Genomic DNA, 22,136 nt, shown 5'->3' on the forward strand with positions numbered 1-22,136 from the left:
CAGACGGTTTTCCGTGCCGATTTCCCGGTGGAACCGCAGGACGGTCGCGGTCCCGCCGGCAATGACGGACGGGAGACCGTATCAGTCTGAAGTCCGGGGACAGTTGGTTGTGGCCGGTCCGAGACCGGAACTGGCGATCAGTAGACGGCGTCTTTGATCTCGTCGCGGAGTTCGTCGAACTGCTCTAGGTACTCGCGGCGCTCGGCGCGCAACTCGGCGAGTGCGTCCTCGTAATCGTCGACGTGGTCGGGGACGTAGTAGTCCTCGATGTCGAGTTCCGGGATCGACTCGGGGACGGTCAGGCCCATCCGCTCGTCGTCCGTCCACTCGATGGTGCCGCGAGCGGCCTCGGTGAGGATCGTCACTGACTCGGTGACGCCGATGTCCTTGGATTTGTCGCCGAGATACCCCGTGTTGATGACGTAGCAGTCGACGTCGAGGATGTCGATCAGTTCGTGGAAGATGTTCCCCTCCTCGCCCGCCGGCCCGACGATGAAGGGGTTGGTGCCGACGACGCGGATCGACTCGCCGGCGCGGGAGGGGTCGCCCGCGCTGGTCTCGATCGACTCGCCGAGCATGAACGCGACCGCGGCCTGTTCCTCGTCGAGTTTGGCGACCGGCGGCATCAGGGGGTTCCGGGTGATGAAGAAGGCCTGATCCATGCTCCCGAGGTCGATCTCCTCGTCGGCGCTCTCGAGTTGGTCGCGCTGGATGATCGCGCGGGAGTTCGAGGTATGGCGGTCCTCGTCGAAATCGACGGAACCATCGTCGTCGACCGCGACGTTCTCCAAGATCGCCGACTCGTCGGTCGCGGCCGCGTAGAGTTCGGGCTGTTCGTCCTCGCCGAGGCCGATCGTCTTGATGAACAGTCCCTGGCCTTCGCTGCCGGCGACGGAGCCGTCCGAGAGGAGGCCACAGACGTCGTCCTGCAGCATCGAGGCGTCCTCGGGGTCCTCGAGCCAACAGCCGTGGGAGGTAAGCGTCGACTTACCGGTCGCGGACAGCCCCATGAAGACCTGCCCGACGGTCCGGAGGTCGCCGTCCGCGTCGCGGACGCGGACCCGTTTGCTCCCCGCGTGGAGCCCCAGACCGCCCTGCTGTTTGATCCGGTACATGAACAGCCGGAGGAACGACTTCTTGGCTTCGCCGGTGTAGTCGCTGCCCAACACCGCGGTGAAGCCGGTGTCGGGAAGCACGCGGATGGCGGTCTCGTCGTAGTCGGGGAGCTGGACCGTATAGAGGTCCGGGTCCCGGCCGTCGGCGGGCTCGAACAGGTTCGCCCACGCGTAGGCGATGCGAGCGTGTTCAACGGGGACGAAGAGCCGACAGCAAAACGACGCCTCGGGATGGCGGCCCATCAGTCGGTCGACGCAGACGAACTCGGTCTCGTCGGTACGATCGACGGCGTCGTCGATCAGTTCGTGATCGCGCTCGTCGAACTCGTCGTCGACGGCGTTTTTCGTCCGATCGGCGCTCCGCGAGCGGAACTCACTGACGTAGGATGGCGACCCGAACTCGGTGGTCGTCTCCTCGTGGTCGGCGAGTTCCCGTAGTTCCTCGAGCGACGGGTTATACCGGACGTTCGACGCTGTGGTTGGATCCGGAAGCTGTCGGACCAGCGGACGGGACTCCGTCCCGGTTTCAGACATACACCTAAGTCACCATCTTCCTGATGCATAAGCGTGAAGGATTTTCGTCGTCGTGTGTCAGGACCTACCCAGTGACCGAGTAACGTATGGCGGTTCCTAGCCCGGAGACGGCCGTGTGTAACGATCTCATTACTAGGGCCGAAAGAGTACTATTTCTGGTAGGAACTAATGAGTACTCGAGTCAGAAATAATTCTAATCGAGTCGCATTCCGTCGACATCGGGAGTGGCCAGTGGTGGCGGTCAGCGGGCGCCGGCAGCGCCGATTTTCACATCTGGTATTGGGGGGCAAACTTCCAATAGGGCGGTCGAAGTTGCCGGGGGCATGGCATACGGTCTCGACATCGGCCCGGGGACGGTACGGGCCGCTACAGACGCGGACGGAGGGGAGGGGATCGACGCGGTCCCGCCGGTCGTCGTTCCAGTCGACGACGCCGCCCTCGAGGCGGCAGGGATCTCCGAGGAACGGACGATCCGGGCGGAGGGAACGACGTACGCGGTCGGCGACGACGCGCGGGCAGTCGCCGACGAAGTCGACGACACGCCCTGGTCAGTGTTCGACGGGGGCGTCCTCGCGGCGGAGACGACGGCGTACGCGACACCCGCGCTGGATACCGTCGTCAGCGACCTCCTCGAGGGGGAGTCCGACGGGCAACTCTGTTATACGACACCCGGGCCGCTGATCGACGCGACGGCCTCGGCCGATGCGCATCGCGAGGCGGTCGAGACCGTGTTGGCCGATCGTGGCCTCGAGGTGACGCCGATCAGCACGGGGTTTGCGGTGATCTACGATCAATTGGCCGGCGACAACTACACCGGGCTCGGGATCAACATCGGAGCCCGGACCACGAACGCCACGCTCGCGTACTACGGCGTCCCGGCAATGACCTGTTCGCTCCCGAAGGGCCGGGAGTGGCTCGTCGAGCGGGCGGCCGCCGAAACGGGCCACGAACCGGCACAGGTCGCCGGCGTCCTCGCGGAGTTCACGCTCGATCCGGACGCGGCGGCCAGCGAGATCGAGAGCGCGCTCGCCGAGGCGTTCGACGGGCTGATCGCCGCATTGACCGAGGCGATCCGCGAGGAGGCCGACGAGAGCGACGTCCAGGAGGGGCTGTCCGTCCCGATCGCCATCGCGGGGGCGGGTGCGGTCGAGGGCGTCGAGTACCTGTTCGGCGGGCGGTTCGACGCCGCCGCGCTCCCGTTTTCGGTTCGCGGCGTCCGGCTCGCCCCCGCACCCGCGGAAAGTGCCGCTAGAGGGGCCCTCGCGGCGGCGAAAGACGACGTCGACGCCGACGAGACGATCACGTGGGAGGACCCGACGGCCGGCGGCGACGAGGGAGACACCGTCACCGACCCGAGCGCCGCTGCCGACGAATCGGGGGGCGGCGAGGCGTCGACGACCGGCGATCCGACCGAACTCGCGTTCGACGAGCCGTCACACACCGATCCCAGCGACGACGCCATCGATCAGTTGTTCGACCGACTCGCCGATCGCGACGCGGAGATCGAGTCGGTCCGGGCGGACGTCGAGGGGCTGATCGAGGACCTCGAGTACGTCGAGGAACGGACTGCGCCGGCCGAGGCGGTCGACGAACTCGACGAGCGCCTCGAGTCGTTCGCCGACGAACTGACCGACCTCGCGGACGAGAGCGAGACCCACGCCGACGAGTCGACCGTCGCGGCCGTCTCGGACGACGTCTCCCGGCTCGACGACGATCTCGCGGCGCTGTCGGACGCGCTCGCGGCCCTCGAGGGGGAGATCGAGGGCGTCGACGACGAACTGGCGGAACTGGACGCGACCGCGGCCGACGAGCGGGCTGCCCTCGAGGAGCGGCTGGACGACCTCGGAAGCGATCTCGACGCGGTAACCGAACGGACCGAAACGGCCGAGAACGGCCTCGACGACCTTCGGGACGACCTCGAATCCCTCGAGGAAACCGCAGCGACCGAGACGGATCTCGCGGCCCTCGAGGAGACGACCTCGGAGTTGGCGGCGGATCTCGACGCCCTCGAAACGGCGACCGACCGCGCCGAAACCAGACTCGAGGGGGTCGCGGGACGACTCGAGGAGTTGCGTACCCGGATCGACGGCGTGTCGGGACGGCTCGAGGAACAGTCCGAGCGGACCGACGCGCGGGTCGACGAGGTCGAGGCCACGATCGACGAGGAGATCGCAGCCGTCGAGGCCGATCTCGACACCGTTCGCGAGCGGCTTGACGAGCGGGCCGAGACGCTCGACGACGATCTCGAGGCGCTCTCGGACACGCTCGCGACCCTCGAGGAAGCGGCCGCGACCGACGAGCGAGTCGCCGAGATCGCGCACGATCTGACGGCCCTCGAGTCGGCGTTCGAGGAGATCGACGGAACGGTATCGGCCGTCTCGGACTCGCTGGCCGATCTCGAGGACCGGGCCGCTGACACCGAGACGGTCGAGGGAATCGCCGACGATCTGTCGGCCTTCGAGTCGGATCTCACGGCCCTCGACGAGGATCTCGCAGCGCTGACGGCCGACCTCGAGTCGCTCGACGATGCCCTCACGGAGCGGGTGGAGGCGGCGGCGTCGGAGCTAGAGGGGCGGATCGATCGGGTGGAGTCGACCCTCGAGGGTCGACTCGAAACTACGACCGACGAGATCGCTACGGATCTCTCGGAACTCGAGACAACGGTCGACCGGCTCGACGACGAGGCAGTCACGGCGGAGACGCTCGCGGCGGTACGGGAGTCAGTGACCGAAACCGCCGATGGGATCGAGACGGTGGCCGACGACGTGGAGTCGATCGACGCCGATCTCGCAGCCGTCGAGGGTCGGTTAGACGGCCTCGAGGACGAACTGGCGGACGTAGCCGACGTTCGGACAACGCTCGAGGACGAGATCGACGACGTACGGGCGTCGTTCGACGACCGTGTCGACGATGTCGAGACCTCGCTCGCGGACGACGTCGCCGCCCTCCGGGCCGACCTCGAGTCCGAAACCGCATCGTTGACCGAGACGGTGGCGGCGCTCGAGGCCGAGTCCGACGACGCCGACCAGCGGCTGGCCGACCACGACGACCGACTCGCGGACGTTTCGGCGACGCTCGAGGACGAGGTGGCAACGATCGGAACCGACGTCCGAACGCTCGAGGGCGAACTGGAACCGCTCGAGAGCGACGTTCGGGCGCTCGAAGACGAGACGGCGACGCTCGGAACCGACGTACAGTCGGTCGAAAACGAGACCGACGCGATGAACGAACGGTTCGAGACGGTTTCGACGGGGCTCTCGGATCTCGAGGATCGGGTCGAAGCCATCGACGCGCGACTCGACGACGTCGACGAGCGGGCGGACCGCACCGACGATCTCGAGGCGCTCCGGACGGACCTCGAGGCCGTTCGCGAGGAGACGACCGACGGTACGGCCCTTTCGCCCGCGGTGGCTGCGGGCGGTGGCGGCGCGGGCGTCGTCGCGGGCGGCGTCGCCGCCCTCACCGGTGGGACTGCCGTCGGGGCCGGCGCCATCGTCCTCGGACTCCTGCTGGTCGGCGTCGCAGTGGCACTCGACCGTTGACTACCGTCCGCTACCGATTCCACAGGCTGACGGAACTGCCGGGAGACGGGGCGTTCGAACGTCCTACTGAATCAACTCGACGTTGCGCATCTCGCCCCCGCAGTACGGACAGGTGCTGACGAGCGCGTCGCCGACCGTTTCCCGCCGCCCGCAGTCGACGCACTCGTACTCGCGTTGCTCCTCGAATGCCATGTGTTGCCATACTTCACGAGTCGGGTTAACTCTTGGCGTTGTAAACACGTCGGGAACCAACCAGTTGAACGACGAATCGGGGTACGGGACCGGTATCGCTTCGAACTACCAACTTCCCAACCAATGGCATTATATGGCATACGAATTGTAATAGATCCTAACGGGCGAGACTTATATGATAGTTCCTGATAGATATCGGTACATGGCTGTGAACACGACGACGGACTGGTCCGACCCTGTCACGTGCCCGTTCTGCGGAGACGAACTCGCGTCGCCCGGTGCCGGCTTCGTCGACCATATCGACGAGAAGACCGACTGCGAGGAGGGGTTCGAACAGTGGCGACAGAACATCGCCGGCGACCTCGCCGGCGAATGGGCCGGATAGCGACCCGGCGACGACCGACTCGAGTATCGACCCCGTCGACGGCCGCGAGTAACTGCGTTTTCCGATCCACCGACTCCCGACCCGACTGAGCGTCACGGAACCCGTTTCGCCACCGTCTGCTGTCACCGACGACGACCGATAGGGACCAGACCAACGGTCGCGCAACACGAAACGATCGGCGACTCTCACCGTCGACCGCTCGGCTGACGACGACGGTGTCTCCGGGTACTCAAGCGTCGAGCGATTCGCGCTCGAGGTAACGACGGACGCCCCAATAGATGGACGACTGTGCAGTCCTAAACCGCATTCTGCGCACTAGTATTGTCTCTATCGACTCATACTGTCTTCTCGTACCGTTCTTCCGTGGTAGTCAATCACGGGCCAGCATGCACCCAGCGCCACACGCGGACGACGGATCGTACTACGAATGCCGGAACTGCGGCCACCGCGAGGTCGCGGACTCGCTCGGTCGCTGTCCGAAGTGCAATGGCCGTACACGGAACATCGCCGTGGCTCGCGAGTAACGCCGTTGCGGGCAGTCATCTCCCGTCCGGACCTGCTCGAGTCGCGGTCGCAGCGTCGGTCGGCGCCGTCCGGACTCAGTCGAAGTCCGGTAGGTCCTCGGGCGGTTCGTACTCGGCCTCCCAGTCGACGTACTCCTCTTTGAGCGTGACCGAGACGATCTGGCCGAACTCGGTGAGTTCGGCGTTGATCGAGGAGACGGTCCCCCAGGTGTCGAGGTCCGGGTGGTACTCCCGGGCCTGCCAGTCCTCGGGAATGCCGGGCGCGTGATACCCGACGCGGTCGGCGAAGTCGTCCCAGAAGAAGTCAAAGCCAGCGAAGAGATCGAGGTCCCGCGCGATCCCGTACTCCCGGTCCTCGAGATCGGTGTCGGCGCGCCACTCGTCGAACGCCTCCGTCCAGGCTCCCTCCTCGAGGAAGGCCTGTAGCTCCTCGCGGCGGTAGTCGATCTCCTCGCCGCCGGCGCTGATGGTCGCGTCCTCGTACTCGTTGGGGTCGACGAACTCCAGTTCCGGCGGCTCGGGGGGCTCGACCTCGAGTGTCATATCCGGCCGTAGGTCGGGTTCCCGGATAAGAATTCCCACCGCGGTCGGTTTCGAACCGGGAAGCGACCGAGCCCGCGGCCACGCGGTCGGTCGCTACTCCCAAGTATAGCCGAACTCCTCGCCGTCGCGGTGGATGTAGTCGGTCTCCAGTACCTCGCTGACGATCCACCCCAGCGACTCCAGTTCCTCCTCGATGGTCTCGATGTCCACGTCGTCGAGATCGTCGTGAGCAGCGACCGCGTCCGTCGGCACCGACGGCACTCGGTAGCCGACGTCTTCCGCCGACTGGTTCCAGTAGAAGTCGAACGCGTCGAACAGCCCGTACTCTCGGACGAGCCGGAACTCCCGGTCGGTCAGGGACGTCTCCCGCGCCCACTGGCTGAAGGCGTCCTCCCAGGCGCCTCCCTCGAGGAAGTCGGCAAGCGCCTCGCGGCGGACGTTGTCCCCGGTTCGCTCGTCGGGTTCTTCGACGGCGTCGTAGTCGCCGAGGTGCTGGGAGCCGTGAAGCGACGGGGGATCGGGAACCTCGACATCGAGTGACATACTGGGCCTACGTCGAGTATCCGGATAAGGATTCCCCGCCGTCGACTACCCCAGAGCGTTCCGAGCAGTCGACCGACTCCCGGCCGAGCAGTTTAGTCGCTAGGCCGCCTCGAGCGCCTGGGACGACAACGGGTACTCGACCGTTTTCCACTACGTCGAGAACGGCGAGGGATACGACACTAGCGACGGATTCTTCGATCAGGTCCGGGCGGACTGATCGCGGGCTGTCTGCCGGTCGCGGTCGGCCGGCGATCGCGGTCCCGTACAGTTATTTCAGCCGCTACACAACTAGCGCGTATGGCCAGCGGAAACGCCGGCGGCCGGGAGTATTCCCTCGTCGAACTGTTCGCCATGAAGTTCGTCCTGGCCGACGTCCTCATCATCGCTTTACTGCTGTTGGCTGGACCGATCTACGCTATTCTAGCTACTGCCGTGATCGTCCTCGGGGGACTGCTCCTGTGGTATCTCGCCGAGGGCGGGGGCGACGAGCCCGCCGTTTCCGAATCGTCCGCTTCGGCCGCCGAGTCCGATGCGGCCGCCGCTGAAACCGACCCCGTGACGACCTTACAGGAGCGATACGCCGCCGGCGAACTCTCAGACGCCGAGTTCGAGGCGAAGCTGGACCGACTGCTCGCGGCCGACGAACGGGCTGCCGATGCCGACGTCGAGACGGCGGACCTCTCACTCGAGCGCGAGCGCTGAGGCCATCCCAACACTCAATCGCCGGCCGGTCCTAGGGACGGCCGATGACCGACTACGAGGCGGCGATCCTCGACGTCGACGGGACGATCGTCCGGGGCGAGGAGTTGCTCCCCGGCGCGACCGACGGCTTACGCGCGCTCGAGGCCGCGGGCTGTTCGCGACTGCTCTTCTCGAACAACCCGACGCGGGGAAGCGATCACTACCGCGAAACGCTTGCGCCCCACGGAATCGATGTCGATCCCGAGACCGTCCTCACCTCCGCGACGGTGTCTGCCGAGTACCTCGCCGCCACCCACCCCGGCGAGCGCGTCTATCTCGTCGGCAGCGACCGGCTCGAGTCGATCCTCGCGGACGCGGCCGTCGCGCTGACGACCGAGCCCGACGAGGCCGAGGTCGTACTGGGGTCGTTCGACGAGACCTTCTCCTACGGCACCCTCTGGTCGGCCCTGCGGGCGCTCGAGGGAGACGTGCCGTTCTACGGCACCGACCCGGACGCGACGGTTCCGATCGACGACGGCGAGATTCCGGGTTCGGGCGCGATGATCGCCGCGATGGAGGCCGTCGCCGGCCGCGAGCCCGACGCGATCCTCGGGAAGCCCTCGTCGGTCGCGGCCACGGCCGCGATGGACCGGCTCGCGGCCGACCCCCGGAACACGCTGGTCGTCGGCGACCGGCTCGATACCGACATCGCGCTGGGGAATCGAGCGGGGATGGAAACTGCACTCGTCCTCACTGGCGTCACCGATCGGGCGGACCTCGCCGACGTCGGGGCCGACGCCGAACCCGATCACGTCCTCGAGTCGCTGGCCGCCGTCGACACGCTTCTCTGAGACGATCTGTCCCAATTTGCCGGTCCAACCGCAGGGTGGTCGCGGTTGCGCGGGAGCGACTTCCGGCGGGCCGTCTGCGACGCCTCGGGAGGTATATTTATCCGTGACTGTATCCATGTACGACACATGAGAGAACGAATCACAGCAGTGTTGTTGCGCGCTCGATACGCGGCCATCGGTGCAGCCGTCGGTGCAGCGATCGGCGGACTGTTCAGCCGCAACGCCGCGAGTACGGGCGGTGCGATCGGCGGGCTCGTCGGCGCGACCGTCGCCGACACCCGCGGCACGCTCGAGGGAACCCTCGAGGACCTCGGCGAACTCGACCCGCGGTCGACCGACGGCAGCGAGGAGTAACGCGACCGGGACGGTCCTCGTTTCGGGGACCCACGGACCCGTTTTTCGTTCGCACTGGATAGCGAACGGCGTTGTCACCGCGTGATAGACGAGAGTGTGGAGAACCGAGACCGGAACTGGTTCCGCGCCCGGCTCAGTCCGCCCGGCCCAGATCGTCCGCCAGCGCTTCCTGTCGGAGCTGTTCGCCTTCCTCGGTACTGACGGTCAGCTCGGGGACGGTCGTCGGCGTGTTGTCGTCGTCGATCGCGACGTAGACGAAGTACGACTCGGTAGTCCGTTCGCGCTTGCGGGTCTGGAGGTTCTCGCGCTCGGCGATCAGCCGGACCTTCACGCTCGAGGTCCCGGCGTCGTAGACGTAGGCGGTGATGTAGGCGGTATCGCCGACCGGGATCGGTCGCTCGAAGTTCATCTGGTTGACGCGGGCGGTGACACACATCTCGCCGGCAAACCGCATCGCCGACATCGCGCCGACTTCGTCCATCCACTTCATCACATTGCCCCCGTGAGCGACGTCCAACATATTGGCGTGGTTCGGCTGGACCATCTCCCGGTTCTCGATTACCGTCTCCATGAGGTCCGTCATCGGCGGACGTTTTCCCACGGCGACAATCAGTCTTACTCTCGGCGGACCGCGGACGACTCGAGCGACGTGTCGCCGGTTCCGGAGCGCTCATCGTAGATATTTTACAGGGGTTCGTGGTCCGATACTGGTAAAAGTCGCCGCCGAGTTGGGGCGAGTAATGAGCGATGCAGGCGAGGCCGACGTGCCGGAGCCGCCCGAGCCACCCGACCGCGAGCGTGGCTCCGTCCAGGTTCTCGGGACGGCACACGTCTCGCAGGCGAGCGTCGACGAGGTACGGGACACCATCGAGCGCGAGCGACCGGACGTGGTCGCGGTCGAACTCGACGAGGGCCGGTACAACCAGATGCAGGGCGGCACGCCCGACGACGTCGAGGCCGAAGACCTGCTCTCGGGCAACACCGTCTTCCAGTTTCTGGCCTACTGGATGCTGTCGTACGTCCAGTCGCGGCTGGGCGACCAGTTCGACATCGAGCCCGGAGCGGACATGCGTGCCGCGATCGAGGCCGCCGAGGAACACGGCAGCGGCGTCGCCCTGGTCGATCGCGACATTCAGGTGACGATCCAGCGGTTCTGGAGTCGGCTCACGTTCACGGAGAAGCTAAAGATGGTCGGCGGCCTCGCGCTCGGCATCACCGATCCCCGGACGCTCGGGCTGACGTTCGGCGCGATCGGCGGCCTGCTCGTCGGCTTTCTGGTCGCCGCGTTTATCGCCCCGCTGCTCGGGGTCGGTGACGTCTTGCTGCTCGGGATCACCGACGCCGCGACGCTGCAGTACGCCGGCGGCGCCGCCATCGGCGCGCTGGTCGGTGCCGTCGCCGGCCTGCTCGTCCTCCCGCCGCTCGAGTCGGCCGAAGAGTACACCGGCGGTCTCCTCTCGGGGTTCTCGATACGAGTTCTCGGGGGGATCGTCCTCGGCGTCGTCGCCTGTCTCGGGCTGGTCGCGACCGACACTTTCGTCGGCCCCTTCTCGGCGGCAAGTGTCGAGAGCGCCGGCATCTATGCGGTCCGCGGGAGTGCCGGAATGCTGGCGGGGCTCGGCGTCGGCGTCACGATCGGGGCGGTCGTCGGCCTCTTCCTCGACGCGGCCGGTGCCGACGTCGAGGAGATCGACGAGATCGATATCGAGGAGATGACCGACGGCGACGTGGTCGCCGCCATGATGGAGGAGTTCCGGCAGTTCAGCCCCAGCGGCGCGAACGCCCTGATCGACGAGCGCGACGCCTACATCGCATCGCATCTCAATGACCTTCGCGAGCAGGGGTACGACGTCCTCGCGGTCGTCGGGGCCGGCCACAGAGCCGGCATCGAACGCCACCTCGCGAACCCGGCGGAGATCCCCTCGCGGGAGTCGATCTCGGGGACTGCCTCGAGTCGCCGGTTCTCCCCGCTGAAGGTCCTCGGCTATCTCGTCATGGTCGGCTTCCTCGCGTTCTTCTTCCTGCTCATCATGGCCGGCGTCAGGAACGTCTTCCTGCTGAAGGTGTTCGCCGCCTGGTTCCTCTTTAACGGGATCTTCGCCTTTACGCTGGCGCGGCTGGCCGGCGCACGCTGGACCAGCGCGGGCGTCGGCGGCGCGGTCGCGTGGCTGACGAGCATCAACCCGCTGCTCGCGCCGGGCTGGTTCGCGGGCTACGTCGAACTCAGACACCGGCCGGTCAACGTCCGCGACATCCAGACGCTAAACGAGATCGTCGACGACACCGAGCGGCCGATCGACGAGGCCATGTCGGCGATGTTCGACGTGCCGCTCTTTCGGCTGATCATGATCGTCGCGCTGACGAACGTCGGGAGCATGATCGCGACCTTCCTGTTCCCCTTCGTCGTGTTGCCGTGGCTGGCCGGACCCGAGATCGGCGGCGTCGACGCGCTGATGGGCGAACTGTTCGAGGGGGCGAAGAACAGTCTCGAGCTGCTCCGGGGGCTGCTATGAGCCACCGAACGCGGGCCAGTTCCGAGCCCGAACTCACGTTCAGCGATCGGGAACAGCGCGATCTCGCGATCGCGTGGGTCACCCTCAGCGTCGCCTTCGCCCTGATCTTCGCGCCCGTCCACCGGGGCGAGGCGGTCGGCCTCTTCCTCACGATGGTCGTGTTGAGCCTCGTCACGGTCGGCGTCGCCTTCCTGCTTCACGAGATCGCCCACAAGGTCGTCGCGGTCGAGTTCGGGCAGGTCGCCGAGTTCCGGGCCGACTATCAGATGCTGTTTCTGGCGCTTATGGGCGCGCTCGTCGGCTTCCTCTTCGCCGCGCCCGGGGCCGTCTACCACCGGGGCCGGATCACCCAGCGGGAGAACGGACTGATCTCGCTTGCGGGACCGGTGACGAACCTCCTGCTTGCGCTACTCTTTCTCCCGCTGATGGTCTTCCCGACCTACCTCGGGACGATCGGCCAGATGGGCGTCGGGATCAACATCGTGCTCGCCGCGTTCAACATGATCCCCTTCGGTCCACTCGACGGCAAATCCGTTCTCAAGTGGCACAAAGGCGTCTTTGCGCTGGTGTTCGTTCCCAGCGTGTTGTTGGCGGCGATCATCATCTTCTACGTCGGACTGTTCTGATCGCGGACGGCTCGCTCGAGCGGACCGGTGACCTTTTGCTCGCCCCGAGAGGTCGTTGAGACATGACCGACTCAGCCGACGACGGGAGCGAGGAGCGGCTCACCTACGCCGAGACGGGCGTCGACATCGCAGCCAGCGAGGACGCGACCGCGGCCCTGCTCGAGGCCTTCGGGAGCGGCCTGCGGACCGAGTACGCCGGGATGATCGACATCGGTGACCGGTATCTGGCGCTGGCGACCGACGGCGTCGGGACCAAGCTGTTAGTCGCCGAAGCCGTCGAGGACTTCTCGACGATCGGGATCGACTGCATCGCGATGAACGTCAACGACCTCGTGGCCGCGGGCGTCGAGCCCGTCGCGTTCGTCGACTACCTGGCGATCGACGAACCCGACGAGGACCTGACCAACGGGATCGGCGAGGGGCTCGCGGTGGGGCTCGAGCAGGCGGATCTCACGATGCTCGGCGGTGAAACGGCAGTCATGCCGGAGGTCGTCAAGGGGTTCGATCTGGCGGGCACCTGTGCCGGCCTCGCGGCCAAAGACGAGATCTTCGCCGGGGAGGCCGCGGCCGGCGACGCGCTCGTCGGGTTTCCCTCGAACGGCATCCACTCGAACGGGTTGACGCTGGCCCGCGAAGCCGTCACCCGCGACCACGAGTACACCGACGCGTTCCCGCTGGACCCCGAGACGACGATCGGCGAGGAACTACTGCGGCCGACCCGGATCTACACCGATCTGCTCGAGCCGATGCGCGAGTGCGGTGTCCGGGCGGCGGCCCACGTCACCGGCGGCGGCTGGACGAACCTGCTGCGGATGGGCGAGTACGAGTACGTCGTCGACGATCCGCTGCCGGCCCAGCCGATCTTCGAGTTCGTTCAGGAGGAGGGCAACGTCTCCGACGAGGAGATGCACCGTACGTTCAACATGGGCACCGGCTTCGTCGTCGCGGTTCCTGAAGACCGGGCCGCCGACCTCGTCGCCGAGACCGACGGACGGATCATCGGCCGCGTTACGGACGGCGACAGCGTCGAGATCCGCGGCTGCTCGCTGTCCTGAACTCGGACCGTTCGAAAAGCGCGGCGGTGTCTCCGGATGGGCGGGAAGACGCGGCGCGGACGACACGAAATCAGGGGACCGACGGACGGCCGTGACGGTCAGACCGCCTGAACGGGGATGTCGGTGTGTCGCATCACCCGGTCGGCGACGCTTCCGAGCGGCGTTCGTCGGTCGTCAGTCGCCCCGCGTCGCCCCATCACGATCAGATCGGTGTCACGCTGTTTCGCGAGTGACGTGATCTCCTCCCAGGGGAGCCCCCGGTGGCACTCGCGGTCGACGTCGAGTCCCCGACCGCGGGCCCGGTCCGCGATCTCCTCGAGCATTTCGATGGCCTCGTCCTCGACTTCACGTGTTCGATCTCGGTACTACCCAGTGCCGGCGGCCGTCCGTGCCGGCGTTCGTCGACGACGTAGAGCAGCACGACGTCTGCGCCGTAGTTCTCGGCGAGGCTTAACCCCTGCTCGACCCCGCGGTTCGCCTGTTCGCTTCCGTCGGTCGGAATGAGGATCGTATCGTACATCAGCTATCACTCATCTGATGGTTCGATAGCAGCAGTGGTAAAACTAGCAGCCGTTCTCAGTACGTCGAAACCATCCTCGACGTTCCTACCCCCGACAGCCGTCGTTCACTGCGTGGCAGTCCGACCGAGCGGGACTCCCCGGCGCGGTCGGAATCCCCGTCGGCCGAGTGTTCCTGTCACCGGTCCGCGTCGCTCCCCGTGGCCGTCGCCGCACGAACCGTCTCGTACTCCGCGTCGCTGTAGGCGATGAACCGGACGTCCGCGAGCGAGTCGGGGTCGTAGCGCTCGAGTGCCGCACCGATGATCGCGGCCCCGTCTGCGAGGTCGAAGCCGGCAACGCCACAGCCAAGCGCCGGGATCACGAGCGAGCGACAGCCCAGTTCGTCGGCCGTCTCGAGGCTGTTGTACGTCGCGTCTCGAATGCTCTCGGCGGTCGCCCGTCCGTCCCCGCCGTGGGGCATCGCGGCGGCGTGGATAACGTAGTCGGCATCGAGGTCGTAGGCGTCGGTGACCGCGACGGCACCGAGGTCGACCGGCCCCTTCGCCATGGCCGCCTCGTTGATCTCCTCGCCCGCCCCGCGCCGGAGCGCGCCGGCGACGCCCGATCCCATCCGGAGGGTCGTCCCAGCGGCGTTGACCACGGCGTCGGCTGACTGTGCGGCGATGTCACCCTGAACGACCTCGTACTCCATATTCGGGCGTTCCGGATCGAGCGCAATGAAACTGACCGTGGGTGTGAGGTGGGCTCGCCTCAGTCGGTCCGGCCCCACTCCGGGCCCGCCGGCTCGGTCGGGAGGTCGGCGTCCGCGATCCCGTAGAACTTCTCGCGGCCGACCGGTGAGCGCAGTCGGACGACGCAGGTGTAGTCCGTGACCGAGAACGCCGTTACCGTTCGTGAGGACCGGCGGTGTTCGAGCGCGAAGAGCCGCTCAGCGTCGGCCTCGACGGTGACGCGGTTGCCGAGCGACCAACTCAACGACTCGATGCGGCCGGTATCAACATCGAACAGGTGAGCGATCAGTTCGCGACCGCGCCGGTCCCGTGCCCCCTGTGATCGATCCCCGTGTAAGCTCATGAGAACAACGTTTCACTCGAGCATGAAAAAGGACACTATATTCGCGTGACGGTACTGTGGTCGTCCAGAAACGCTATGATAGGCCGCCACAGCGTCGAATTCTTGATCGCGTTCGAGACCGGGAAGCGATCGCCCCGCTCCCGAGATCTTAGGCCGACCAAAACCTTTTTAGATTTAGGCTCACCTAACTCATCGTGATGGACGTACCCGCCCGCAGGGAGGAGCCCGAACTCGACGAGGACCAGGAGGAACCGGCGGCGGTCGTGACGAGCCACGAGACCCGCCCCGGAAAGACCGTCTTTACCGAACGCGACAACAGCGACGGCTGGATCGCGACCGATCTGACCGTCGACCTCGAGCGGTGAAGTCGTCGACGCTCGGGACCGACGATCGGTATCGACTACTGACTGCTCTCCGTTCTTCGTCGTTGGAAAAAACGCGGTTCCCGGTCCGATAGCCGCCGCCACGTCGGAGCCGTCGTCAGTGTGTCGCTTCCTCGAGGACCAGCGTATCGTCTTCGAGGTAGTGTTCGAAGTGGTGGCCGTCCTCCTCGAGGTCGACGAGGATCTCCCGGAGGATCTCGGCGGTGGCGTGGTCGCCGAGGTTCTCCGCGAGTTCGATGCTATCGCGCATCGACTCGATGATGTCGCCGTACATCTCGAGGTCGTTCTCGAACATCGTGCGGACGTCGTAGACGTCCTCGCCCTCGAACTCGACGGTGGCGCGCTCCTCCTGGTTCGCCGGCCCGGAGACGGGGACGCCGCCAAGCGCCTGCGCGCGCTCGGCGATGATGTCCGCACCCTCCTCGACGTGTTCGTAGGCCTCCTCGAGGAACTCGTGGAGCGGGAGGAACTCCGCGCCTTCGACGGTCCAGTGGTGCTTTTTGAGCTGGTGGTAGAGGACGTAGGCGTTAGCCAGTTCCGTGTTCAGTGCGTCGACGATCTGTTCGGCCTTCTCCTGCTCGAGGCGAAGCTCGTTCTCCTCGACGGTGTCGGCCGACTGGCGAACGGTCTTTTGGGTACTCATCCTACTCCCAAGTACGGACGCGTTCCACTTAAAGACTTCCCTTGAGAAAACATTTCTTTGGTATACCTAAAGATCTGTTTTTGATTAGGGCACTACGATTCCCTCAGTAGCTACGAAACGTATCATCGAACGACACCGTCAAGCGAATCTCTATTTTTTCGAGCCTGAGTAAACATTTTCAGTGGGGAGGGCGAAGGGACGCGTATGGCAACCGGAATCGCACAGCGGCGGGAGCGGCTCTACGTCGACGGTGAGTGGATCGAAACCGAGAACGCACTGTCGGTCTCGGACCTCGCCGACGGCGGGGCCTTCGCACAGGTAGCTGCCGCGGGGCCGGACCACGTGCGCACCGCACTCGAGGCCGCCCACGAGATCAAACCGCGCATGCGGGAGACGACCGTCGTCGAGCGCGCCGAGTGGTGCGAGACGATCGCCGACCGGCTCCGCGAGCGCGAGGAGGAACTCGCAGAAGTGATCGTCCGCGAGGCGGGCAAGCCGATCTCGTCGGCCCGCGGCGAGGTCGGGCAGGCGGCCGAGCGGTTCGACCGGGCGGCCGAGGAGGCACGCACCATCGTCAGTAAGGGCGAGTACCGCGAGGGCTCGACGGCGGGCCACGAGGGCTGGCAGGCGATCGTCAAACACGAGCCGATCGGTACGGTGCTGTGTATCACCCCCTACAACTATCCGCTGGCGACGACGGCCTTGCAGGTCGCGCCCGCGATCGCAGCCGGTAACAGCGTCCTGCTCAAGCCCGCGAGCAAGACGCCGGTCTCGGCCGCGATCCTCGCCGACGTCATCGCCGACGTCGACGGGATCCCCGACGGCGCGTTCAACTTCGTCCCCGGCGAGGCGAGCGAGATCGGCGACCTGCTGGCCGGCGACGACCGCGTCAACGCGATCGCGATGACCGGCTCCTCGGGCGCAGGCAAACACGTCGCCCGCGAGAGCGGGATGGTCAACCTCCACATGGAACTGGGCGGCAACGCCCCGGCAATCGTCTTCGATGACGCCGACCTAACCGACGTGGCGGGGGACTGCGCCAAGGGCTCGTTCAAGTACGCCGGCCAGCGCTGCTCGGCGATCTCCCGTGTCCTGGCCCACGAGTCGGTCCACGACGACCTCGTCGACCTGATCGACGGCCAGATGGACGCCTGGCAGGCCGGCGACCTCTTCGACGAGGACACCGCCGTCGGCCCGCTCATCAGCGAGGACCAAGCTGACTGGGTCGCGGAACTCGTCGAGGACGCCGTCGAAAAGGGCGCGGAGATCGTCCGCGGGGGAAGCCGTCGCGCTCCCGAGGGCGTCCCGGACGAACTCGCCGACCAGTTCTTCGAGCCGACGCTGCTGGCGAACGTGCCCCACGACGCCCGCATCGTCGACGAGGAACAGTTCGGCCCCATCGCCGCGATCACCACCTTCGAGGACGAGGCCGAGGCCCTCGAGATCGCGAACGGTTCCGATCTCGCACTCGACGCCGCGGTCTTCACCAGCGACTACAAGCGCGCGATGCGGATGGCCGAGCGCATCGACGCCGGCGCGGTCCGGATCAACGGCGCGCCGAGCCACGGGCTGGGCGACGTGCCCTTCGGCGGCAACAAGGACTCGGGGATCGGCCGCGAGGGACTGGACGCCTCGATCCACGCGATGATGCGCGAGAAGAGCATCGTCCTCTAGATAGCCAGCACGATCGTCGGCGTCTCGTCGCCCGATGCTAACCCGATCCTTTAGAACGAGTACGTGCGCGTGGCGACGACGACCTCCGCCTCGCTGTTGCTGGCAACGACGGTGATCTCTCCCGATGCACCGGATTCGTATTCGAGCGTCGCGGCTTGACCCACCTCGGTCAACACCTCGCGGCGTCCGTCCTCGTCGCGCACTTCGAGGCGATCGACGTTCTGCCCCGACACGTACGTCACGGTAACGGTGTTCGATCGGTAATCCGGCTCGATGTCAACCCCCACTTGCGGCGGTGATGACGGTGGACTACGGCCGCGTTCGGCAAACAGATCCTGAAACGTGTACGATTCGATCGGGATCGTTTTGCTCGCAATGCCGACGGTCCCGTCCGTTTCGATCGTTACGTCCTCTCCGACGCTTTGCCCGAACTCGTCGGTCTTCTCGGGGTCGGCGTGTGCCTGAACGAGCGAATACCTCGCCGTGTCAGCGTCGAGCGACCACGTATACGCGACGCCGGCTCCGCCCGACTTGGCCTCACTTTGCCGTTCGTGTTCTCCCCAAACGAAGGTGCTCGAGCCGATGTGGTCGGCCATCGGTGCGAAGTTCACGTTCGAATCGATGCGCCGATCGGCCCCGTCGACGCCCGCCGCGAGAAGGGCCTCGAGCGTCGCGCCGTCGGACGGGCTCACGACGAGCGTCTCCGACGAGACGGCGACGGCGACATCGTCGCGCTCGAAGCGCTCGAACTCGCCGGCCGCGGACTCGAGGGCCGTATCGACCGCGTCGGGATCGAACGAGCCGGTGACGACGACGTTTCCGGCGACGCCCTTCGAGCCGAATCTGCAAACCGAGTCGACCGCCGGCTCGCCGTCCGCCAATTGCTCGACGAACTCGCCGCTTCGTCCGTCGGGGAGCGTCGGGACGTCCTCGATCACGTCCGGCTGCAGGCTGTCTTCGAGCCCTCGGACCGTCGTGAGGTCGCGGTAGTGAAAGAGGAGTTCGGCACTTCCCGTCGCGGGTACCCACCGCTCGAGCGGCGTGAGGTCGGCCGTCCCGTCGGTCGTTCCGTCGACCTCGTTGTCCCCCTCGGTCGCATCGTCGCCGTCGGAACCGTTGCCGAACGTATCGAGGCAGCCGGCACCGAATACGGCGATCCCCGTGGTCGCAGCCGCGCTCGACAGTAGTCTTCGTCTCCGAATTTCTTTCATGATAATATAACGGCGTTGTAACTACGACGATATATAGCCACAGCGTTTCGATCGCTCGGGCCGTCGGATCGGCTCGCGCCGTCGACGCATCTACTGTGATCGACGGTGTACATCGAGTATGTCCCACGACGTACTAATCGCCGGCGAGACGCTCATCGATTTCGTCCCCGAGCGAGCGGGATCGCTCGAGGACGTCGCCGGCTTCGAGCGCCGCCCCGGCGGTGCGCCCGCGAACGTCGCCGTCGCGCTCGCCCGCCTCGAGGAGCTGCCGCTGTTCTGGACCCGGGTCGGGGCGGATCCGTTCGGCCGGTATCTCGAGCGGACGCTGGCCGACCACGGGATTCCCGACCGGTTCGTCGAGCGGGACTCCGGGGCGAAGACGACCCTCGCGTTCGTGACTCACGACGAGACCGGCGACCGCGAGTTCACCTTCTACCGGGACGGGACCGCGGATACCCGCCTCGAGCCCGGGCGGGTCGACGATGCGACGCTTTCGGACTGCGAGTGGGTCCACGCCGGCGGCGTGACCCTCTCGAGCGGTTCCGCGCGTGAGGCGACGCTCGACCTGCTCGAGCGGGCCGCGGCCGCCGACTGTACCGTCTCCTTCGATACAAACCTGCGGAGCGAACTGTGGCCCGACGAGGGGGCGTTCGCAAGCGTGGTCGGGGACGCGCTCGCACACGTCGACGTCTGTCTCGCGACGGTGTCGGAACTCGAGGCGCTGGGATACGAAGGCGAGTCCGCGACGGCGCTCGCTCGAGCGGCGGTCGAGGAGGGGCCGGTCCACACCGCGTTCGTCACCCGCGGCAGCGAGGGCGCGGTCGCCGTCGCGAGCGCGGACGCGCCGTGGCCGGCGGCGACGGTCGAGCATCTCGGGTTCGCGGTCGACGTCGTCGACACCACGGGCGCGGGCGACGCCTTCGTCGCCGGGGCGATCGCCGCCCTGCGAGACGGCGACGACCTCGAGGCCGCGGTGGCCTTCGCGAACGCGGTCGGAGCGCGGGCGACTACCGCTGCCGGTGGGATGACGGCGTTGCCGACCCGCGCCGAGGTCGCCGCGCTGCTCGAGGCGGAGTGAGCGCCGGCGCCGTGTGGTTGCAAGCCGGAGTGGTATCCGAGTTTGCGTCGGACAACGAGTATGGGTATCAACGTCCGCGGTGCGGTCCCGTTCGCGAAGTCGGTCGTGACGGGGATCAGCGAGAAGAACGTGACGTTCATGGCCGCCGGTATCGCGTATCAGGCATTCATCTCGCTGATCCCGTTGCTCGTCCTCGTGTTCTTCCTCGTCGCCTTCGTCGGGGACGAGGCGCTGGCCCAGCAGGTGTCGTCGATCACCGAGGGCTTTCTCCCCGAGAGCGGACAGGTGATGCTCGAGCAGGGGATCGAGGGCGACACCGGCAGCGTCGGCACCTCGCTCATCGGGATCGTCGCGCTCCTGTGGGGGTCGCTGAAGATATTTCGGGGGCTGGACACCGCCTTCTCGGAGATCTACGCGACGACCGACGAGAACTCGCTGGTCGATCAGCTCCAGGACGGGGCCGTCGTCTTCGGCGCGGTCGGGATCGCGCTGGTCGCCGCGGCCCTGACGACCATCGCCTTCGCCGTCTTCCCGACGATCCCCTTCCTCGGGCTGTTGAACCCGCTGTTGCTCGTCGTCGGGCTGACGCTCGCGTTCCTGCCGATGTACTACCGCTTTCCCGACGCCGACCTCTCCGTCCGGCAGGTGCTGCCGGGCGTCGTCGTCGCCGCGGTCGGCTGGGCGCTCCTCCAGTCGCTCTTCCAGGTCTACGTCGCCCTCTCGAGCAGTTCCGAGTCGGCGGGGCCGATCGGCGCGATCCTGCTCCTGCTGACGTGGCTGTACTTCGGCGGGCTGATCCTGCTGGTCGGGGCCGTCGTCAACGCGACGCACTCGGGCCACATCGAGATCGACTCCGACGAGAGCGGGGACGAGTCGCTCGAGGGCATCCCCGAGGACGCCGAGCGCGAGCCGTTCGTCGACGACGGCCGGCGCGAACGCGAGCGCCTCGAGGCGCGACTGGCCGCCCTCCGGCGGGAACGGGACCAACTTCGGAACGATCGAAAGGCCCAGCGCAGCCGTCGCTACCGGCTCGAGGACCGCGTCGACGACCTCGAGGCGCGGGTCGACTCCCTCGAGACCGAAAACCGCGACCTCGCCGCGGAGAACGAGCGGCTCCGGCGCGAACTCGCGGCCAGCCGGGGACCGTGGCGACGACGGCTACGGGGCGCGCTTTCGCGAGTCCGGACGCTGAACGTCGGCGTCCTCGAGGACCGGCGCGAATAGGCTCGACGGCTGGGCTACAGTTCGGAAGAGACCGCCGTCTCGTTTCGAACTGACCGAGCATATGCGGTGGCGCGCGCTGTCGGTCGACCGAAGCGCTAGCGAGGTCGACCGATGACACTGCGCGAGGGATGAGCGAACGAGCGTAGCGAGTGAGCGAATCGGTTGGGGAGGGCGTGGCAACGCCCTGTTGCCACGATAGCAGGGCTCCTTTTCGACGGTCACCGGCCGAATCGTCACGCAAACGGTCATGCTTGGCGTTCGTAACCGGAGTCGAGACGCATTAGTGGCTTCCCGCCCCACCGCAACCCGTGTCCCATCCAGTCCGGGCCGCCCGGCGGTACGTCCAGCGCGACCACGCGTCGATCGTCAGCGGGATCGACGCCTGTGCCGACGCGGTCGCCGAGCCCTGGGATACCGCCCGCACCACCGACGCCGACGCCGTCACCGACGGGCTCCACCGGGCGCTCGAGGAGACCGGCATCCTCGAGTCCCTGCCCGGCGTTCTCGCCGGTGCCGTCGACGCGACCGGCCACGAGCTGCGGGCCCGTCCCGTCGCGGGGCCGCCCTACGTCGTCGTGACGAGCCGCGGCCCCGTCCTCCGGGCGACCATCGATCCCGGCCGACTGGTGATCCGCTTCGACGCCTTCGAGGTGGTCCGCGATTCCGAGCCGGCCCACCCGCCCGCCTACCGCCGCCGCGACGGGGTCGAACTCGCCGTCTCGCTCGAGTGAGACGGTTCGCTGTACCGATGTACCGGTGCGACCGCGACACGGCTTGCGGTGGCACCGGAAATGACGTACAGCGGACCGTCTGACCGACGCGATGCTCACCGCCCTCGATTCGCACCGTCCGCGACTCGACGCTAGTAAC

The 22,136-nt window shown here is 66.8% G+C and carries 24 protein-coding genes and 1 pseudogene; 14 read left to right on the forward strand and 11 right to left on the reverse strand.

Features of this window, described 5'->3' with window-relative positions; translation table 11 throughout:
• Positions 1–137: 137 nt before the first annotated feature.
• Positions 138–1,649, reverse strand: a complete 1,512-nt coding sequence (locus NP511_RS02715; protein ID WP_049964301.1) for a phosphoenolpyruvate carboxykinase (ATP) — start codon at positions 1,647–1,649, stop codon at positions 138–140.
• A 323-nt stretch (positions 1,650–1,972) separates the two neighbouring features.
• Between NP511_RS02715 and NP511_RS02720 the strand changes: the two genes are divergently transcribed.
• Complete coding sequence (locus NP511_RS02720; protein ID WP_049964302.1) at positions 1,973–5,191, forward strand: disk-shape morphogenesis protein volactin; 3,219 nt, start codon at positions 1,973–1,975, stop codon at positions 5,189–5,191.
• A 63-nt stretch (positions 5,192–5,254) separates the two neighbouring features.
• Here the strand turns inward: NP511_RS02720 and NP511_RS02725 are convergent, their stop codons facing one another.
• On the reverse strand, positions 5,255–5,383 hold the full coding sequence (locus tag NP511_RS02725; protein ID WP_006181605.1) for a rubrerythrin-like domain-containing protein: 129 nt from the start codon (positions 5,381–5,383) through the stop codon (positions 5,255–5,257).
• Positions 5,384–5,585: 202 nt separating this feature from the next.
• Here NP511_RS02725 and NP511_RS02730 point away from each other — a divergent pair, with 202 nt between their 5' ends.
• A complete protein-coding gene (locus tag NP511_RS02730; RefSeq protein ID WP_006181606.1) occupies positions 5,586–5,768 on the forward strand; it encodes a DUF7501 family protein in 183 nt (60 codons plus the stop codon).
• Positions 5,769–6,154: 386 nt separating this feature from the next.
• Complete coding sequence (locus NP511_RS02735; RefSeq protein ID WP_136396849.1) at positions 6,155–6,292, forward strand: rubrerythrin-like domain-containing protein; 138 nt, start codon at positions 6,155–6,157, stop codon at positions 6,290–6,292.
• Positions 6,293–6,367: 75 nt separating this feature from the next.
• Here the strand turns inward: NP511_RS02735 and NP511_RS02740 are convergent, their stop codons facing one another.
• Together NP511_RS02740 and NP511_RS02745 are read right to left on the reverse strand one after the other, a co-directional pair.
• Complete coding sequence (locus tag NP511_RS02740; protein WP_049964303.1) at positions 6,368–6,835, reverse strand: DUF7992 family protein; 468 nt, start codon at positions 6,833–6,835, stop codon at positions 6,368–6,370.
• Between the two features lie 93 nt (positions 6,836–6,928).
• A complete protein-coding gene (locus tag NP511_RS02745; RefSeq protein WP_006648792.1) occupies positions 6,929–7,378 on the reverse strand; it encodes a DUF7992 family protein in 450 nt (149 codons plus the stop codon).
• 297 nt (positions 7,379–7,675) lie between these two features.
• Between NP511_RS02745 and NP511_RS02750 the strand changes: the two genes are divergently transcribed.
• From NP511_RS02750 to NP511_RS02760, 3 genes are all read left to right on the forward strand, one after another.
• Positions 7,676–8,080 carry an SHOCT domain-containing protein gene (locus tag NP511_RS02750; RefSeq protein ID WP_049964304.1) on the forward strand — a complete coding sequence of 135 codons (405 nt, stop codon included), beginning with the start codon at positions 7,676–7,678 and terminating at the stop codon, positions 8,078–8,080.
• A gap of 44 nt (positions 8,081–8,124) precedes the next feature.
• Entirely contained in the window at positions 8,125–8,910 is a 786-nt protein-coding gene (locus NP511_RS02755; protein WP_049964305.1) for an HAD-IIA family hydrolase, read from the forward strand.
• Positions 8,911–9,036: 126 nt separating this feature from the next.
• Positions 9,037–9,264 (forward strand): hypothetical protein, encoded by a 228-nt coding sequence (locus NP511_RS02760; RefSeq protein WP_049905552.1) that lies wholly within the window; start codon positions 9,037–9,039, stop codon positions 9,262–9,264.
• Between the two features lie 133 nt (positions 9,265–9,397).
• Here the strand turns inward: NP511_RS02760 and NP511_RS02765 are convergent, their stop codons facing one another.
• On the reverse strand, positions 9,398–9,847 hold the full coding sequence (locus tag NP511_RS02765) for an acyl-CoA thioesterase (protein ID WP_006648798.1): 450 nt from the start codon (positions 9,845–9,847) through the stop codon (positions 9,398–9,400).
• Between the two features lie 157 nt (positions 9,848–10,004).
• On the opposite strand from NP511_RS02765, the gene NP511_RS02770 reads away from it, so the two are divergent.
• The 3 genes from NP511_RS02770 to purM all read left to right on the forward strand — a co-directional run bounded on the left by NP511_RS02770 (position 10,005) and on the right by purM (position 13,458).
• Positions 10,005–11,777 carry a TraB/GumN family protein gene (locus NP511_RS02770; RefSeq protein ID WP_049964306.1) on the forward strand — a complete coding sequence of 591 codons (1,773 nt, stop codon included), beginning with the start codon at positions 10,005–10,007 and terminating at the stop codon, positions 11,775–11,777.
• Complete coding sequence (locus NP511_RS02775; RefSeq protein WP_006648800.1) at positions 11,774–12,403, forward strand: zinc metalloprotease; 630 nt, start codon at positions 11,774–11,776, stop codon at positions 12,401–12,403. Before NP511_RS02770 ends, NP511_RS02775 begins: the two co-directional genes overlap by 4 nt.
• Before the next feature lie 62 nt (positions 12,404–12,465).
• On the forward strand, positions 12,466–13,458 hold the full coding sequence (gene purM, locus NP511_RS02780) for a phosphoribosylformylglycinamidine cyclo-ligase (RefSeq protein ID WP_049964307.1): 993 nt from the start codon (positions 12,466–12,468) through the stop codon (positions 13,456–13,458).
• Positions 13,459–13,556: 98 nt separating this feature from the next.
• Here purM and NP511_RS02785 read toward each other — a convergent pair whose 3' ends face one another.
• From NP511_RS02785 to NP511_RS02795, 4 genes and pseudogenes are all read right to left on the reverse strand, one after another.
• Entirely contained in the window at positions 13,557–13,781 is a 225-nt protein-coding gene (locus NP511_RS02785; protein WP_233274293.1) for a universal stress protein, read from the reverse strand.
• A 68-nt stretch (positions 13,782–13,849) separates the two neighbouring features.
• Positions 13,850–13,978 (reverse strand): annotated as a pseudogene (locus tag NP511_RS22880) (universal stress protein); the annotation flags it as partial.
• A 176-nt stretch (positions 13,979–14,154) separates the two neighbouring features.
• On the reverse strand, positions 14,155–14,670 hold the full coding sequence (locus NP511_RS02790; RefSeq protein ID WP_049964308.1) for a macro domain-containing protein: 516 nt from the start codon (positions 14,668–14,670) through the stop codon (positions 14,155–14,157).
• Between the two features lie 59 nt (positions 14,671–14,729).
• Positions 14,730–15,053 carry a hypothetical protein gene (locus NP511_RS02795; protein ID WP_049964309.1) on the reverse strand — a complete coding sequence of 108 codons (324 nt, stop codon included), beginning with the start codon at positions 15,051–15,053 and terminating at the stop codon, positions 14,730–14,732.
• Between the two features lie 197 nt (positions 15,054–15,250).
• Between NP511_RS02795 and NP511_RS02800 the strand changes: the two genes are divergently transcribed.
• Complete coding sequence (locus NP511_RS02800; protein ID WP_006181622.1) at positions 15,251–15,418, forward strand: hypothetical protein; 168 nt, start codon at positions 15,251–15,253, stop codon at positions 15,416–15,418.
• 115 nt (positions 15,419–15,533) lie between these two features.
• On the opposite strand, the gene dpsA is transcribed toward NP511_RS02800, so the two are convergent.
• Entirely contained in the window at positions 15,534–16,079 is a 546-nt protein-coding gene (gene dpsA, locus NP511_RS02805) for a DNA starvation/stationary phase protection protein DpsA (RefSeq protein ID WP_006181623.1), read from the reverse strand.
• Between the two features lie 204 nt (positions 16,080–16,283).
• Between dpsA and NP511_RS02810 the strand changes: the two genes are divergently transcribed.
• Positions 16,284–17,753 carry an aldehyde dehydrogenase family protein gene (locus tag NP511_RS02810; protein ID WP_006648805.1) on the forward strand — a complete coding sequence of 490 codons (1,470 nt, stop codon included), beginning with the start codon at positions 16,284–16,286 and terminating at the stop codon, positions 17,751–17,753.
• A 50-nt stretch (positions 17,754–17,803) separates the two neighbouring features.
• Here NP511_RS02810 and NP511_RS02815 read toward each other — a convergent pair whose 3' ends face one another.
• On the reverse strand, positions 17,804–18,964 hold the full coding sequence (locus NP511_RS02815) for a hypothetical protein (protein WP_049964310.1): 1,161 nt from the start codon (positions 18,962–18,964) through the stop codon (positions 17,804–17,806).
• A 118-nt stretch (positions 18,965–19,082) separates the two neighbouring features.
• Between NP511_RS02815 and NP511_RS02820 the strand changes: the two genes are divergently transcribed.
• The 3 genes from NP511_RS02820 (at position 19,083) to NP511_RS02830 (ending at position 21,997) form a co-directional block, all read left to right on the forward strand.
• Positions 19,083–20,042, forward strand: coding sequence for a carbohydrate kinase family protein (locus NP511_RS02820; RefSeq protein ID WP_049964311.1), 960 nt, complete (start codon positions 19,083–19,085; stop codon positions 20,040–20,042).
• A gap of 60 nt (positions 20,043–20,102) precedes the next feature.
• Entirely contained in the window at positions 20,103–21,266 is a 1,164-nt protein-coding gene (locus NP511_RS02825; RefSeq protein ID WP_049964312.1) for a YhjD/YihY/BrkB family envelope integrity protein, read from the forward strand.
• 308 nt (positions 21,267–21,574) lie between these two features.
• The gene (locus NP511_RS02830) at positions 21,575–21,997 is read left to right on the forward strand and encodes a DUF7988 family protein (RefSeq protein ID WP_049964313.1); all 423 of its coding nucleotides are present in this window, start codon (positions 21,575–21,577) and stop codon (positions 21,995–21,997) included.
• Positions 21,998–22,136: the final 139 nt, after the last annotated feature.

This window comes from Natrinema thermotolerans (assembly GCF_031165565.1).
Classification (GTDB): domain Archaea; phylum Halobacteriota; class Halobacteria; order Halobacteriales; family Natrialbaceae; genus Natrinema; species Natrinema thermotolerans.